Source organism: Paenibacillus nasutitermitis (genome assembly GCF_014641075.1).
In the GTDB taxonomy this organism is placed as follows: Bacteria; Bacillota; Bacilli; order Paenibacillales; family Paenibacillaceae; genus Paenibacillus_Z; species Paenibacillus_Z nasutitermitis.
The window spans coordinates 873,749-888,981 of the sequence record NZ_BMHP01000003.1 but is presented as its reverse complement, the minus strand read 5'-3'; the positions used below and the strand labels follow the sequence as shown (position 1 = coordinate 888,981).

Annotated in this window: 11 protein-coding genes; 9 read left to right on the top strand and 2 right to left on the bottom strand. The window is 43.3% G+C overall.

Annotation, left to right across the window (positions count from 1 at the left end; translation table 11 throughout):
* Positions 1 to 120: 120 nt before the first annotated feature.
* The 3 genes from IEY46_RS22760 to IEY46_RS22750 all read left to right on the top strand — a co-directional run bounded on the left by IEY46_RS22760 (position 121) and on the right by IEY46_RS22750 (position 3,091).
* Positions 121 to 2,178: a LuxR C-terminal-related transcriptional regulator gene (locus IEY46_RS22760; RefSeq protein ID WP_188995312.1), complete on the top strand. Its 2,058-nt coding sequence runs from the start codon at positions 121 to 123 to the stop codon at positions 2,176 to 2,178.
* A gap of 225 nt (positions 2,179 to 2,403) precedes the next feature.
* The gene (locus IEY46_RS22755) at positions 2,404 to 2,697 is read left to right on the top strand and encodes an AbrB/MazE/SpoVT family DNA-binding domain-containing protein (protein WP_188995310.1); all 294 of its coding nucleotides are present in this window, start codon (positions 2,404 to 2,406) and stop codon (positions 2,695 to 2,697) included.
* A gap of 1 nt (position 2,698) precedes the next feature.
* Positions 2,699 to 3,091, top strand: coding sequence for a type II toxin-antitoxin system death-on-curing family toxin (locus IEY46_RS22750; RefSeq protein ID WP_188995308.1), 393 nt, complete (start codon positions 2,699 to 2,701; stop codon positions 3,089 to 3,091).
* Between the two features lie 320 nt (positions 3,092 to 3,411).
* On the opposite strand, the gene IEY46_RS22745 is transcribed toward IEY46_RS22750, so the two are convergent.
* Both IEY46_RS22745 and IEY46_RS22740 read right to left on the bottom strand, forming a co-directional pair.
* On the bottom strand, positions 3,412 to 4,176 hold the full coding sequence (locus IEY46_RS22745; RefSeq protein WP_188995306.1) for a response regulator transcription factor: 765 nt from the start codon (positions 4,174 to 4,176) through the stop codon (positions 3,412 to 3,414).
* 14 nt (positions 4,177 to 4,190) lie between these two features.
* Positions 4,191 to 5,957: a cache domain-containing sensor histidine kinase gene (locus tag IEY46_RS22740; RefSeq protein WP_188995304.1), complete on the bottom strand. Its 1,767-nt coding sequence runs from the start codon at positions 5,955 to 5,957 to the stop codon at positions 4,191 to 4,193.
* A 239-nt stretch (positions 5,958 to 6,196) separates the two neighbouring features.
* Between IEY46_RS22740 and IEY46_RS22735 the strand changes: the two genes are divergently transcribed.
* The 6 genes from IEY46_RS22735 (at position 6,197) to IEY46_RS22710 (ending at position 15,184) form a co-directional block, all read left to right on the top strand.
* Positions 6,197 to 7,222 carry an SGNH/GDSL hydrolase family protein gene (locus IEY46_RS22735; protein ID WP_188995302.1) on the top strand — a complete coding sequence of 342 codons (1,026 nt, stop codon included), beginning with the start codon at positions 6,197 to 6,199 and terminating at the stop codon, positions 7,220 to 7,222.
* A 153-nt stretch (positions 7,223 to 7,375) separates the two neighbouring features.
* Entirely contained in the window at positions 7,376 to 8,311 is a 936-nt protein-coding gene (locus tag IEY46_RS22730; RefSeq protein ID WP_308422827.1) for an ABC transporter permease, read from the top strand.
* Positions 8,311 to 9,180 carry a carbohydrate ABC transporter permease gene (locus tag IEY46_RS22725; RefSeq protein ID WP_188995299.1) on the top strand — a complete coding sequence of 290 codons (870 nt, stop codon included), beginning with the start codon at positions 8,311 to 8,313 and terminating at the stop codon, positions 9,178 to 9,180. Before IEY46_RS22730 ends, IEY46_RS22725 begins: the two co-directional genes overlap by 1 nt.
* Positions 9,181 to 9,247: 67 nt before the next feature.
* Positions 9,248 to 10,870, top strand: a complete 1,623-nt coding sequence (locus tag IEY46_RS22720) for a type 2 periplasmic-binding domain-containing protein (protein WP_188995297.1) — start codon at positions 9,248 to 9,250, stop codon at positions 10,868 to 10,870.
* Positions 10,871 to 10,913: 43 nt separating this feature from the next.
* On the top strand, positions 10,914 to 14,249 hold the full coding sequence (locus IEY46_RS22715; protein ID WP_229750473.1) for a carbohydrate binding domain-containing protein: 3,336 nt from the start codon (positions 10,914 to 10,916) through the stop codon (positions 14,247 to 14,249).
* A 71-nt stretch (positions 14,250 to 14,320) separates the two neighbouring features.
* Positions 14,321 to 15,184 (top strand): sugar phosphate isomerase/epimerase family protein, encoded by an 864-nt coding sequence (locus IEY46_RS22710; protein ID WP_188995293.1) that lies wholly within the window; start codon positions 14,321 to 14,323, stop codon positions 15,182 to 15,184.
* Positions 15,185 to 15,233 lie beyond the last annotated feature (49 nt).

Below are 15,233 nucleotides of genomic sequence, written 5' to 3'. Positions count from 1 at the left end.
AAAAAATCCAATATTTTGCTTTTTTCACTCTTTACATAAACCTGCGTTAAAACATAATATGAGTTTATATAGAAAGATCAGGAAAGTGTATTTTGTTGCTTACGCAGAGGAATGGTGATCATGGCAAACGATAAAGGAAAATCTGCTTCGATGGCTCTGCAGGAATCGATGAGCGCTCTCGAAGAGCGGCAGGATCAGTTTATCGCAGGGCGGGCCGAGCAGCTTGCGCTTTTTCAACGCAGCATTTCAGGTGAATCCGTCGGCGGCAAGACGATCTGGAATGTATACGGCACAGCTGGGATTGGAAAAAGTTTCCTTATTGATTCGTTTCGCCGGCAGGCGCAGCGGGCAGGTGCCGTCATGCTGTATCTGGACAGCCGCGACTTTAATCATAAAGGAGATTTGTTATGCCGTGAGCTGCTTCTGCAGCTGCCGGTTCCATCAGGTGAGAGAGTGCAGTATCCAAATTCGCTGGTTGCCTGCCTGACCAGGTTGAAACAATTGGCTTCGGAAGTGAAGGTCGTGCTGGCTCTAGACACGTATGAGGAAATGGGCGAGTTGGATAACTGGCTTCGGGATCAGTTTATTAAATGGCTTCCAGACAACATGCTGCTGGTGATTGCAGGCCGATACAAGCTGAGTGGGAAATGGATCATATCCCCCGCTCTGCGGGAGCGTCTGCTATTTATGCCGCTCGGAAATTTGACCAATGAGGACAGCGCGGTTTATCTCAATCAATGCGGCATAATGGATGAGCAACAAATCGAACGCATCTGGTTTAAAACGGGCGGTCATCCTCTTGCACTTGCGCTGGCCGCTGATGTTTCACCCCACGCGGACTGGATGAGCTCGTCGATAGATGAGTCGGGATGGTTTGACCATCTGGCCAAAGCGTGGCTGCGCGAAGTACCGGACGCCCACCTTCGGAAAGTGGTCGAAGCGGCGGCGGTTCTGCTGCGTATTAATCGTGAAGTGCTGCAGGTGATCCTGGACCAGGAAATCGAAGATGAAACCTTCAGCCATCTGATCTCCATGTCTTTTGTCCGTAAGACAGAACGCGGTTGGATGCTGCACGACCTGATGCGGCTTGCCATGCGCAAGCAGCTGGAGGAGCGAACGCCGGCTTATTTTGAACGGCTCAGGGGCAGAGCGGTACAATATTATGCGGCCCGGATTCGCCATTCCGCTCCTTACCGAAACACCGCATGGGAAGTGGGCGAGTTATTTTATTATACCGGTGTTCCGATTCTACGTGCGATTATTCAAACCTATTCCAGAGGCCAGTATGTTTGGGAGCCATTGACGTTGTCGAACTTGAGCGAGGGCGAAGCCTATTTGCGCAGAAGGCTCGATGAGGCCACCCCGCTAACGCTCGCCGGTATGGATCCGGAAACCAATCAATTCTATGATGAGTTTGAAGGCAAGGAAGATATGACGTTTACGATCAAGCATCTGAATTTACGCACATGGGTCGAGCTCGATCAACAAGCGGGAATGCTCCTTCGCACCACCGACGGAAGAACGGTAGGTCTTGCCGTGATCGTACCTATTCATAAGATGACACTGCCTGTGCTTGACGAGGATCCGTTCGCCAGCCCTTATTTGTCTTCGTTGCCGGAAGCCGAGCGCAAGCTTCTGGAGGTTGAGCCTCCGGATCAGGCGGGATGGTTTATACGGACGATCGATTACGGGGATTGGCAAAATCCCGATATGTTCATGGAGACGATGTATTTGATGTTTTCGTACATGTGCTCGGGCGGTATTTTCGTCACTTCCCCGCCTCCTTTGGATTTTTTCCGCGAAGCTCATCTGAACCTCGGTTTCCGTATGATGCCGGGTGTCGTGCACCATAACTATGACGGCAAGACGCCTACACCGACCTTTGTCATTGATACTCGTGGAGACAAGCTGGGGGAGTTTCTCCGCTTTTTGTTAAAACGGGGCGGATTCCCGGATGAGCTGCACATATCCAGCGAACATGAAATGCAGTTATCCAAACGGGAACGGGAGGTCGTTGCGCTTGTTCTCGACGGCCTGACCAATGCGGAAATTTCCAGGGCGCTTTTTGTCAGCGAAATTACAGTCAAAAAGCATGTCAGCTCCATTTACAGCAAGCTGTCGGTAAAGGGACGCACCCAATTGATCAAGCTGCTGGCGGTGAATCCAAAGATAAGCTGAGCCCAAAGCTCACACCCTTATGCGGTGTGGGCTTTTTTACCTTACTTACGAGCCTGAGATCGGGCAGCAGGGAGCCTCAGGTATCGCTTACGATGCCAGTCATTGCGGTCAAAGACTTTATATTTATAGTGAAATTTGCTAAAATGTACATACGTTAAAATGTTATTACAGTTATAAGGTATAACGGGTTGAGCGTGGATCATACTTATAGAGAGGGGAATATCAATGAATGGTGTGGTCAAAGTGACAAATGATAAACCGAATGTGATGCGTTTTTCCCGCAAGATAGGGCGAATGGGCAACAGCCTGGGAGTAAGCCTTCCAAAAAGACTGGCCGAAAAATTAAATGTCACACAAGGGGATGAGCTCGAATTTATTGAAAACGATCGTGGTGAAGTAGTATTGAAAAAGGCTCGGCAAGGGCAGCTCCCTGAGAATGTAAGACCAGAGGTTCTTGAAGCTTTTTTTGACGTGTTTGAAGAAGATGAAGGTATCCTTGAGGATTTAAGGGACCGATGAAATGACAACATTCCTAACCAAAGAAGAGGTTATTTCAGCCCACTACTTCATGATGAAAAAAATGAATGACGCAGACCAAGCAGGTGTGAAGGATCATGGCCTGTTGGAATCTGCGGTACATAGACCTCAGCAATGTGTTTTTGGAGAAGATGCGTATCCAAATTTATTTGACAAAGCCGCGGCCTTATTAGAGTCCCTGGTCAAGAATCATTGCTTCCACAATGGCAATAAACGTACAGCCTATCTGGTTACCAAATCATTTCTTATGATAAATGGGAAACATCTAGGAATGGAACGTGTGTATGCTGTGGAGTTCATAGTAGATATTGCAAAAGGAATTCATTCGTTGGAGACGACTGCATTTATTTTGAAAGAGTATTCTGTAGACAGATGATTCATAGGGCGCTTGCGGGGTGACATCAAAAACGTGACTATACCCGCAGATGCCTGTGTGGCGTTAATTTCGGACAGGGGTTCGACTCCCTTCGCCTCCATCTAGAAAATCCACAACCGCACGAGGTTGTGGATTTTCGCTTTCTATTACTTGTATTTTCAATATGACCTCTGCGTAATCTTTGTAGACGATAACTTTTTCTACATAGCTGCTGATGTTTTTTGGATCTCAGGAATATTCTTATCCGCTACAATACGATATAACCTTTCGAGCGCTAATTATGGGCTTATGAGGCTTGCTTCTTTTTCCGACCCCAACTTTCAGTTTTGATTTCTGTAATCGACAGGCTTCGCACCGATGGTCCTCTCGAACATTTTACTGAAGTATTTGGAATCCTTATATCCGACCTGACTGCTAATTTCATACACTTTTAGGTCGGTTTTCTTTAACAGCTCCTCGGCTTTCTTAATCCGAATATTGGTTAAATACTGAAGGAAGGTCGTGTTCGTTTTTTTCATGAATAACTGGCTTAAATAGCTGGGATTAATAAAGAAGGCATCGGCTATGGAAATTAACGTCAAGTTGCTGGCATAGTGTTCAACCATATAATCTTGGATATCCTTGATGACACCTGTTTGATGACGCTCTTGAAGATGCGAAGCATACAAGGGGGGGTGCATATTTGCAAGCTGATCTTTGTTGTATCGTTCTTGTTCTATATCCTTAATGACCTCTTTAATGCTATTCTCCAATTCGATTTCGTCTACAGGTTTAAGCACATAATTTTGGATGCCGATTTGAATACCTCTTTGGGCGTATTTGAAATCCGAATAGCCGCTTAGAATGATAAATTTAGTCGTATGATGATTTTTTTTGAGCGCAGCGATCATTTCAAGACCATCCATATAGGGCATATTGATATCGGTAATCATGATATCCGGTTTGATTTCTTCAGCTAGCTTCAAGCCTGCTTCGCCATTGTAAGCTGTGCCGGCTACGATGCAATTTAACTGTTTCCAAGGAATGATTTGCTGTAAGCCGCGAGTGATTCTGTTCTCGTCATCAACTAAAAGCACTTTATACATAACAGGGCTCCTTATCACTCAAGTTTGATTGGCGGGAAGGAGAAGGAAATAACCGTTCCTTCGCCCGGGAAGGAATTCATGCTTACTATCAGGTCATCGCCATAATGCAATTGCAAACGCTCAATGATATTCCTTAGCCCCAGAGAATCCGATTCTTCCACCTCGGCGCCTCGTGAATACAAGCGCTTCTGTAATTGTGCCAGCTTCTCCTCGGTCATTCCTTCCCCATTGTCTCTGATGGAAATGCTGAATAATTCTTCTTCACAGCTCCCTTCAATGAAAATGCTATAATCGCGATCATGTTTCAGAAAGCCGTGTATAATGCTGTTCTCAATCAAAGGCTGGAAGATCATCTTGGGAATATGGACATCAAGCAGTTGTTCATCGAGCTCAGTATAAAGATGGAAGCGATTGTCGAATCGAATGTTTTGCAGAGCGATATAAGTTTGAATATATTCGATTTCATCACGAATCAGATTCGTGCGATTCGATTTATTGAGGCCAAGCTGAAATAGTCTGCCAAGTGTTTGGATCATCTTGGCTACTCCAGGAGAATTGTTCAATTGTGCTTCCATTCGGATTGATTCCAACGTGTTGTTCAACCAGTGTGGATTAATCTGATTTTGTAGTGCGAGAAATCGGGCTTCATTGTGTTTGATTTCGGCTGACAACACATCTTCAATCAGGTGCTTGATCTTGCCAATCATCTGGTTATAGTGCCTGGTTAATGTACCCAGCTCGTCTGAACGGTTAGTCTCGAGAATGGGGTGATAAAACCCTTCTTCAACATGCTTCATGTTATAAAATAATCGTTGAATCGGTTTTGTAATTTGATAACTGATCCAAATCGATGCGGGGATGATAATGACCAGCACAAGCAACGTAATAAGGAAGGATAAATTTTTATAATGATCCAGCTGTTTATATAGTCTATTGGTCGGAACGTGTACGGTAACGCTAATTCCTGTAGCGGGGGAACGGTTAGTAATGCTTAATATCGAGCTATCAGGCGCGGAAGACTGAGCGTTTAATTGGTCTACAGAGGACTTTTCATACTCTGGGTTCATCTCAAACAGAAGCTCGTCATTTTTACTGTGAACCAATATTTGGGCCTGGTACTGGTCGCGAAGCTCGAATAGTTGGTTGTCGATGGTGATCAGACTTGCGGAGGAAAGCTCGAATAAGATAACGCCCGCTGCAACGCCTTGCTGATCCTTGATGAGGCGGCCTGCAGTAAACACGTCAAACTGCTGCTCCTTTAGCATGGTCTTGATATAGTAGGGAGCTATGACGAGCTGTCCGCCGGCTTGCACAATATCCTGAATCCATCTTTGCTCTAGAAGTGATTGATAGTCTGTAAGCGCACTAATATTACCGGTAGAATATTGTTTTCCTTCATTGCTAATAATTAAAACCCCCTCAACATAGGGCAATTGATCGGCAAATCGAATGAGCTGACGGGAAATCAATAGATTATTATCTATTCTCTCTCCCGTTGAATAGACGGATTCTTCTTGCAAATAGGCAATCATGCCATAATCGCTGAATATGCTTCTCGAAGTATAATCGATTTGAAGGAGATAGTTGTTCAAGGTTGTGTTCAGTTGTGATACATACAATTGAATAAAATCGGTGGTGGCGGCCTTGATCGTTGTTTTTCCTTGCGAATATAGAGTATGGATGATGATTAGCAACGGAATAATGCACAATACGAGAAAGTACAGGAATAGCTTCTTGAAGAAGCTAGTAATTTGTATCCGCTTCCAAATAAATCTTAGCATCCGCCATTCTCCCCAATTCATTATGAAACGTAGCAATAGTATAGAAGAGATATTGAAGGTTGACAAGGCTAATGAGGAGATTTGAAAGCGCTACCTAATAGATGTCGTACTAAATCATAAAGATTGTCGTATTTCAATCAATATTTGATAGGGCTACAATTTAAAACAGAGCAGGGCAATCTGCAATAGACATCTGAGTTGACGATATAAATGGATCGCATTTAAGGGAGATAAGGTTGATGAGTGAGTTGATTAAACAACAACGTGCTGAATCTTTTGTTTTTGTGGGTGAAGAAGCATTGAAGTTACGATATAAACCATTGCGTCGGGGGGCATTTGTGGTCAGAAGCCAGGCTGTAAAGGAGAACACGAATGATGAATATGTGATATTTCAAAAACATGAGGATTATGTGGTCGATTATGAACGTGGGGTCATAAGTCGCACGCCAAACAGTCGTATTCTAGATTGGTCATTGCACCCCATGTTTGGTGTAAAACGTTTTGACCATACATTGTACGCTGATTATAGCAATCAAGCTTATACGGTTTATGTGCAATATGATTACCTAGCAGACCATTCTGAAGGAGAAATAGACCCTGATATAGCCTCATCTATTTTGCCACAGACGATGGCCAAGCTTCAAGCAGGTGAGCAAGCGACCTACACTGTTTTAGGTGATAGCATCAGTACAGGGGGTGAAGCAAGTGCCAAGAAGTGGGCCTTTTTCAGCCGGGTATCGCGTTATTTATATGAGCAATACGGCACTGCGTCGGGAGCGGACATCATCCTATCGAATCAAGCGGTCGGTGGTGAGACAAGCAGTGGCGGTTTGGCCAGGATAGAGCATGATGTCATTCCAACACGACCGGATTTAGTAACGATAGGGTACGGTATGAATGATCAGAGTATATCTACCAAAGGGCAAGCTAGTGCTGTACCATTACCTCAATTTATTGAAAATATGGAAGCGATGATCACATTGCTTCGTGATCGAACTTCCTGTGACATTATTTTAGTTACCCCCTGTTCCCCGAATCCAGACTGGCAACGTACGAGTGGGAGAACGATTGATTACGCTGCCGCACTATGTGAGCTGGGGATAAGGCATAGCATTGGAGTGGCTAACACCTATGCAGTGTGGGAAACAGAACTTGCTGCTGGCAAAACGCCTGGAAGCTTGCTGCTAAACAATATTAATCATCCAAATGACTACGGACACGAGCTTTACTTGCAGGCATTTTTGAAATTATTGAATGGCAAATAGAATAATTCTCTGCTGCTAAATATAAGCGCATACTAACATTTGTCATACCAAACACTAACGAATGACTCATTTCTACGAGATGTTTGTGGATGGTAACATGTAAACGCAAACAAATAAAGTCGTCCTACAAACACTGTGAAAGGGGTAGTAACATTGCGAACTGTAACTAAAGTCCATCTTGAGAAGGAAGGATGGATCAAGAACATACGGAAATACAAAGCACTCTATTTAATGGTTTTTCCTGGAGTGCTCTACTTTATTATGTTTCGATATATTCCCCTAGGGGGTATCATTATTGCCTTTCAAGATTACATGATTTTTAAAGGCATTTTGGGTAGTCCTTTTGTGGGCTTCAAACATTTTGAATCATTGTTTTCGTATGCGCAATTTTGGCGTGTGTTAAAAAATACGGCGATTATTGGATTTTATAATATTGTTTTTGTATTTCCTGTTCCGATCTTTCTAGCTTTACTATTCAATGAGATCAGACATTTAGCTTACAAAAGAACGTTGCAAACGATTTATTATGTGCCTCATTTCTTTTCTTGGGTTATTATCTCTGCGCTTACCGTTCAATTTCTTTCTCTTTCAGGTATCGTTAATTCTGTTCGTGAATTGCTTGGATTTGAAGCGTTTTTGTTTATGCAGAGTGAAGCTTACTTTCGCATGATCTTAATCTTGACCAGCATATGGAAAGAGGCGGGTTGGGGAACCATTATATTGCTGGCAGCGATCAGCAGTATTAATCCAGAAATATATGAAGCAGCGATGGCTGATGGAGCGAGTCGATTACGCCAAATGTTTAACATTACGTTGCCATTATTGATGCCTACCATTGTTGTTCTTTTATTATTGAATATTGGGAATTTTCTAGATCTGAGCTTTGACCAAATATATAACTTGCTTTCACCGATGACCTACCCTGTTGGCGATGTGATCGATACTTATGTGTATCGTGTCGGTATCATTCAAGGACAGTACAGCTCAACTACAGCGATCGGACTTTTTCAATCACTGATCGGCATTATTCTCGTTGTATTTTTTAACAGTTTGGCAAGGAGATATCAGGAAGAGGGTGGATTGTGGTAATGGCCCAATATAAAGAAAGCTTAGGGGATATCCTATTCCGTTATCTCAATATGATTATTTTGGGCTTGCTATCCCTTCTGATGCTCATGCCGTTTGCGAAAGTGTTAGCGACAAGTTTTAGTGGGCCTAATCCAGTCGATGCAGGTGAAGTTTATTTTTGGCCAGTGCAATTTACTCTGGAATCCTGGTCTTATGTTTTGAAGCAAGCGCCGCTATGGAATTCATTCCTACTTACGTTGTTCGCTACGGTTGTAGGAACGTGCATATGTTTGCTAGTCACTGCCTTAATGGCTTATCCGCTCGCGAAAGGCGAATTTAAATTAGCGAAAATAATAATGGTCATGGTTGTGATTACTATGATTTTCCGCTATCCTATCATTCCTTACTTTTTGGCTCTTCGCTCTTACGGATTGTATAACTCGATATGGGTGCTCATCATTCCCCATACGATATCCGCCTTTAATCTAATTATTATACGAACCTTCTTTAAAGGAATGCCGAAGGAGCTGGAGGAAGCAGCACAGATAGAAGGTTGTGGTTATTTCAGGTTGCTGTTTAGAATTGTGCTTCCTTCATCGAAAGCGGTGTTAGCTACACTTGGAATTTTCTATGCGGTAGGAATTTGGAATCAATTTATGACACCACTAATGTTTATAGAGGATCAAGCATTATATCCACTGCAATTGAAATTAAGAGAATATATCATCTTCACTGATATGATCGCTGAAGGGCCGAAAGTAGTATTACCTTATAATAATACGACCTTGCAAGCTACTACCGTTATTTTTGCTACAATACCTATCTTGCTCGTCTATCCATTTTTGCAAAAACATTTCGTTAAGGGTGCTATGTTAGGCTCTGTGAAATGATGCCGTATGGTGTACTCAGTTGATCACAACTGTTTACCATATTATAAAAATGAAGGGGAAGTGTTAAATGAATACACGTCGTAAAAGCCACATCAGCAAACCGTTCATCTTATTTGTTCTTATTTGTATGGTCATCGTTGGTTGCAGCAATAATTCAGGAGGTAAAACATCTAAAGAACAGACGAATGGGCAGAGTGAATCGAAAGACCCGGTAAAAAATGCAGGGAAGGAAATAGAAAAGGAGATTCCGTATGTCGAAATATGGGGGAATAGTGGGAACTTTAAAAAAGCTTTAGAGAAAGACTCCCCTTATTCAAAATGGATGATCGACAATGTTGGGGTAGGTTACTTTTCACCTTTAGTACCTTGGGAAGGTGGAACAGCTTATATCCAGCGCCTAAACACACGGATTGCCAGCAATGACTTACCGGATGCATTCATTCCTTGGCAAGGGATTGAAGGAACATTAATCGCACAAGGTGCTTTGGCAGATTTGACTGATTATTTACCGAAATATGCGCCGCATATTTGGAATGCGATTCCTGAGGAAATATGGAATGTTGTGCGCACGTCAGATCCGACAGGACAAGGAAGAATATTTTACTTGCCTAGGGTTGAGCTTTACCAGGGCTATGGTTCATTCATTAGACAAGATTGGTTGGATCGCGTAGGGAAGAAAGTGCCAACAACGAAAGCAGAGTTCGAGGACGTTTTGCAAGCATTTCTTGATCAAGATGCGAATGGCAATGGCGATCCCAATGATGAAATCCCAATATCGGGTAGAGAATTTGGACGTTGGATGGACGTTTTATTTGGAATGTATGGTATAGCGATGTGGGAAGGCTTCCCGATGTGGGACATTTATGAGGGTGAGATTACTTATTCTGGTGTCACTTCGAATATGAGGGATGCCATTCTCAACCTGCGAGACATGTATAAAAAGAAATTGCTAGATAATGAAACATTCCTGAACAGTGCTGCCGATTGGAGTGCCAAGATGAATTCCGATCGAATGGGTGCCTGGTTCCACATTAATAAAAATACGACAGGACCACTTGATAATATCATAAAAATAAATCCAGAGGTCAATTTGGTCGCAATGCCTGTTCCTAAAGTTGATGGTTACGAGGGTTTTGTTACACATATACAAATTAATCGTCCAGAATTCGTCATCGCTAACAAAGGAGAAGAAACAGTCATCAATGTACTCAAGATATTAGACTGGATCCATGATCCAGCCAATCGAGAAGAAAACATATATGGCGTTGAGGGTGTTGATCATGAGGTTGTCAATGGGGAGAAAGTACTTCTACCACCTGACTTTGAAGGTAATTCAGCTAAGATAGTAGGTAATTTTGTATTTGACTTGGATTCCTTATTAGCCCAGCTTGACTTGGAAATGAAAGGTCTTGATGAAGAGACGTTGAAGATCGTCAAACAGCGGAATCAAATTGTGAAAGACAATCAAGCCTACTCTAAATCAATCGCTGGAGACGGTCTACCGGCAAGTGTATATGAGGGGTATGCGGACATTCAAAATCACACCTTGTATCAGGAAGTGATGACGAAGATTATTATTGGGGACTATCCGATCGAGAAATTCGATTCGTTCGTGAATGAATGGTACAAGAGCGGTGGAGAAGAAGTGACTAAACGTGTACGTGATTGGTATGCACAAGTCAGTAAGTGATGGTTTGTTATGCGTACACTATCCTAAACATGGAGTGATGGATATGTCAATTTCAAACATTATGAAAAGCGCGATCCAGACTATTCTTCGAGTTTCAATGTGTGCCTGCTTTGCTGTTGTACTGATGATGGTAGTAGGAACTTCGCAAGCAAGTGCTGCCGATATCGGTGATGATCTATTGTTGAATGGCGGATTCGAACAATATGACATGGCTATCCCAGATAACTGGGAAGCCACGGGTGGCTGGGGGAACCCAGAGGTTTCTCTGTCATCCGATGCAGCACGAAGTGGAACGAAGGGAATGAGGATACAAACAACACAACCTACGAACCCTTGGATTATGCAAATCGTGCCTTTTGAAGAAGGTGCGACTTATAACATTTCCGCATGGCTGAAGGCAGCGGGTGTGCAAGGTTCAGGCATAGGCTTCAAATTGGAGTATTACAGAGGCAATGAAGCAGTCAGTGCAAATCATATTCTGGGTCACGATAAGACATTTATCATGGCAAGTAATCAGTTAACAGGCGATTGGCAGCATCTGGAGCTTCAAGATACAGCACCGCCTGAGTCAGGATTAGTCAAAGTATATGTGCGACTATATGGCACTGGCATGGTTTACTTCGATGATGTTTCCTTCGTACTTCTAGAACATAAACCAATGATCGAACTAAACACAGACCAAATTATCTACTATTCGCATCTGACTGATGGCCAAGTGAATGTCACACTTGACTCCCCTGCGGGGCAGCTCAGCGACAAGCATGTTGATGTTCGCATTTATAATGAAGCAACGAATGTAACTGTAGCAACTTATTCACAGGCGGCTGTGGAAGATCAGATTACATTTCCCTTCGATCCATCGCAAATGGTGAAGGAGGAAACTTACCAGGTTGAAGTACAAGTTTTGGACAATGCGAATGTCCTCTTGGAATCAGCGAAAGAAGCCATTTACAGGTTTGATCGACCATCGATGATCCAGGATGACGGCACACTGTTGGTAGATGGAGAGCCTTTCTTTGCCGTAGGTGCTTACCATGTAGCTCTAAGCGATTATCCGTATCTTAGCCAAGCGGGTATCAATGTGCTGCAGAGCAGTGGAACGAATAATGCCGAAGTATTACAGAATGAGCTGGATACTGCCGAGCAATATGGCCTGAAGTTAATGGTTGTACTCTACAACGGCATGAAAGTACACGAAAATGCCGCCATGACAGAAGAGTTTGTCACGAGGTTCAAAGATCATCCTGCTGTACTAGCATGGATGATCATGGACGAACCGATACTCAATGGCAAGACGAAGGAAGAGCTGATCAATGCGAATCGCATCATTCGATCCATTGATAAAAAGCACCCGATCTATATGGTTGAAGCACCGATTACATGGGCGTATGATATTACAGCTAAATTGACTGATATTTTCGCAACGGATTATTATCCACTTCCTAATCTCCCTATTTCATTGGTTGGGGAACATACCGTATTAGGCAAAGAAGCTGCTGGCGATGATAAACCCGTTTGGACTGTTTTACAAGCGATGTACAATTATAACCATCCGTACCTCCCAACGATTAATGAAGTACGTAATATGGCCTATCAGTCGATCGTAAATGGTGGACAAGGACTGGCTTATTATTCGCTTAATGAATTTGAATTCAAGTTACGGGAATCCGCACTTTGGCCTGGTTTGGTACAGTTTAGTGAAGAACTAGCATTGATCGGCCGACTAGTCACTGAAGCTGAACTACACAGCAGCGGGAAGTCAGAAGTGGACGGATGGAATTTATGGAAAGATGAAGGACATCTGTACGCTATGGCGGTTAACACGAGCGATGAATCACAACAGATAACGATTCCATTAGGTTTGACTGGCTATCATGCAGAACTATTGTATGGAGACTCCTATACTTCAATGGATAGTCAAGCTGATGCATTGCAAGTGTCGTTAGAAGCGAATCAGGCACTCTTATATCACATCATTCCATACGAAACATTGATCGAACAGGCAATGGATGCTGCTAATGAGACAGAGGGGCTTTCAACAGATCAGCAATGGTTGTCACATATGCAAAGTTTGAAACTTAGCTTGAATGTGATCCAGACCAAGTTGCGATCCCCCAATCCGAACATGACAGATGTCGTGAAGGAAACGGTGAAGGTATTTAAAACGATTGAGAAGTTAACAAGCCGTGTCAATAGCATGGCGAATGGGCCAACGAAAGAAATGATGTTGCTAGCACTCACGCAAATCGAAACGTATGTTGCACCGATCATGGGATCAAATATAGAAGTGGACATGAGGCTTGCAGATGAAATTCTAGTCGGTCCCATGCAATCGAATGAAGTGTCTGTGAATCTTCTAAATTTGGTCAATAGCCATATGAAAGATGTGAAATTGACATTAGAATTTCCTGAAGTTTTCGCGCTGGAGCCGATGACTCAGACGATCGCCAAGCTTAAGGGACAGGAAACTGCAGTGAAGGCATTTGCATTCCAAATCGAAGCGCCTGTGCCAGAAGGTCGTTATCGCCTTGTGTTGAAATTGGAATATAAATACCAAGGCACTATCATTTCAGTGGAAAAAGAGGGCTACTATCAGTATGTGGAACTCCTTGATGCCAAGGTGGAGCCTGCAAAGATTATTGCGAACAAGGATGGGAGTTATGCGTTTAATATAACGATTTCGAACCATGTTGCAAACGATCAGCAGATCTCACTAGAAGTAGACCAGCTTCCAACAGACATGACGATGCAATTACCGGAAGCATTTGTATTAGCAGGGCATCAGGATACAACGGTAACAGGTTCAGTTTATTTGCCCCTAAGCATGATTGAAGGGGAGTACGAGATGGCGATAAACATTAAATCAGGTGGCGACGTTACTCATTCATTACCACTATCGGTTACTGTTAGCTATAATTTGTTGCACAATCCAAGCTTTGAGCAGGCCAATAATCTTGGGGCTGCACCGGATGGCTGGCTCATGCGTCAAGGAAGCTGGGTTCAAGATGTGGTGCATGACGGGCAATATGCTGTTGCATTAATTCCGGATGGCGGCACGAATACGTTCAATGTGATCAATTCCTCTGGCTTTATTCCCGTTCAGCCTGGTGCGACATACGTGTTGCGCGGTTGGGTGAAGAATGCATCGACGACTGGGCTTGTACAGATGGGTTTGAGGGAGATCAAAGCAGATAAGGTCGGATCAGTTAAGTATGTTTATCAGGACATTCAGCCCGATTCCGAATGGCAGTATTACGAGTTAGCGGTGACACCTGGAGGTTTATCCAAGTATCTGCAAGTTTATCTGAGCTCAAGTACGCATACAAATGGAACGGCTTGGTTCGATGAATTGTATGTGCAAGAACTATTAAATCCGTGATCAAACAAGTATGGCCTGAGTTCCTAGTACAAGGAACTCGGGTCATGTTTAAAAGATGGAGGGGGGATGTTATGCGTATCGGCATGAGTTCATATTGTTTAAGCCAAGCCATGAGTGCTGGGAAAATGACGATTGTTGATGTGATTGGATGGGCTGCTGAGCAGGGGTGTGAGCATATAGAGATCGTCCCTATTGGGTTTACTTTAGATGATAACCCTAGGCTGATCGAGGACATTCGTATGAAGGCTGAGCAATGCGATATTCTTTTGTCGAATTATTTAATTAAGGCAAACTTTGTCGGAGATGATGAAAGCCAATATGAGGCGGAAATCACTAGGGTGAAGCAACAAGTGGATATTGCGGTCGCTCTAGGTGTGCCACGCATGCGTCACGACGTAGCACACAGGCCGATTAAAGAAACGACACTACGTCAATTTTACAAGGATTTGCCACGTTTGACGGAAGCATGCAGGCACATAAACGATTATGCGCAACAATACGGCATGATAACCAGTGTAGAGAACCATGGTTTCTATATACAACATAGCGAACGGATTGAGACATTAATTGAAGCTGTTGGTAGGAAAAGTTTCGGTACAACATGTGATATCGGAAATTTCTTGTGTGTGGATGAGGATCCGATTGCAGCAGTAAAGAGAAGTTTACCGCTTGCAACGATGATTCATCTGAAAGACTTTTACTATAGGCCTTCTTATCGAGATCCTGGAGAAGGTTGGTTTCAAACAGCGTATGGGAATCACTTGCGCGGGGCAATTTTTGGGCAAGGTGATGTAGACGTTTGGGAAGTATTGAGGTTGATTAAGTCATCTGGCTACGAAGGGGATTTGTCACTGGAGTTTGAAGGCAAAGAAGCGTGCGAGTATGGAGCTAGGATAGGACTAAATAACATCAGAACAATACTTGAGAAAGTGTAGTCGCCAATACTGTCATTTATAAATAAATGAGTATAGAAAAGGAAGTTGT

Coding starts and splice junctions, on each gene's coding strand:
- IEY46_RS22760 (WP_188995312.1), top strand. CDS start 121: ATGGCAAACGATAAAGGAAAATCTGCTTCGATGGCTCTGCAGGAATCG.
- IEY46_RS22755 (WP_188995310.1), top strand. CDS start 2,404: ATGAATGGTGTGGTCAAAGTGACAAATGATAAACCGAATGTGATGCGT.
- IEY46_RS22750 (WP_188995308.1), top strand. CDS start 2,699: ATGACAACATTCCTAACCAAAGAAGAGGTTATTTCAGCCCACTACTTC.
- IEY46_RS22745 (WP_188995306.1), bottom strand. CDS start 4,176: ATGTATAAAGTGCTTTTAGTTGATGACGAGAACAGAATCACTCGCGGC.
- IEY46_RS22740 (WP_188995304.1), bottom strand. CDS start 5,957: ATGCTAAGATTTATTTGGAAGCGGATACAAATTACTAGCTTCTTCAAG.
- IEY46_RS22735 (WP_188995302.1), top strand. CDS start 6,197: ATGAGTGAGTTGATTAAACAACAACGTGCTGAATCTTTTGTTTTTGTG.
- IEY46_RS22725 (WP_188995299.1), top strand. CDS start 8,311: ATGGCCCAATATAAAGAAAGCTTAGGGGATATCCTATTCCGTTATCTC.
- IEY46_RS22720 (WP_188995297.1), top strand. CDS start 9,248: ATGAATACACGTCGTAAAAGCCACATCAGCAAACCGTTCATCTTATTT.
- IEY46_RS22715 (WP_229750473.1), top strand. CDS start 10,914: ATGTCAATTTCAAACATTATGAAAAGCGCGATCCAGACTATTCTTCGA.
- IEY46_RS22710 (WP_188995293.1), top strand. CDS start 14,321: ATGCGTATCGGCATGAGTTCATATTGTTTAAGCCAAGCCATGAGTGCT.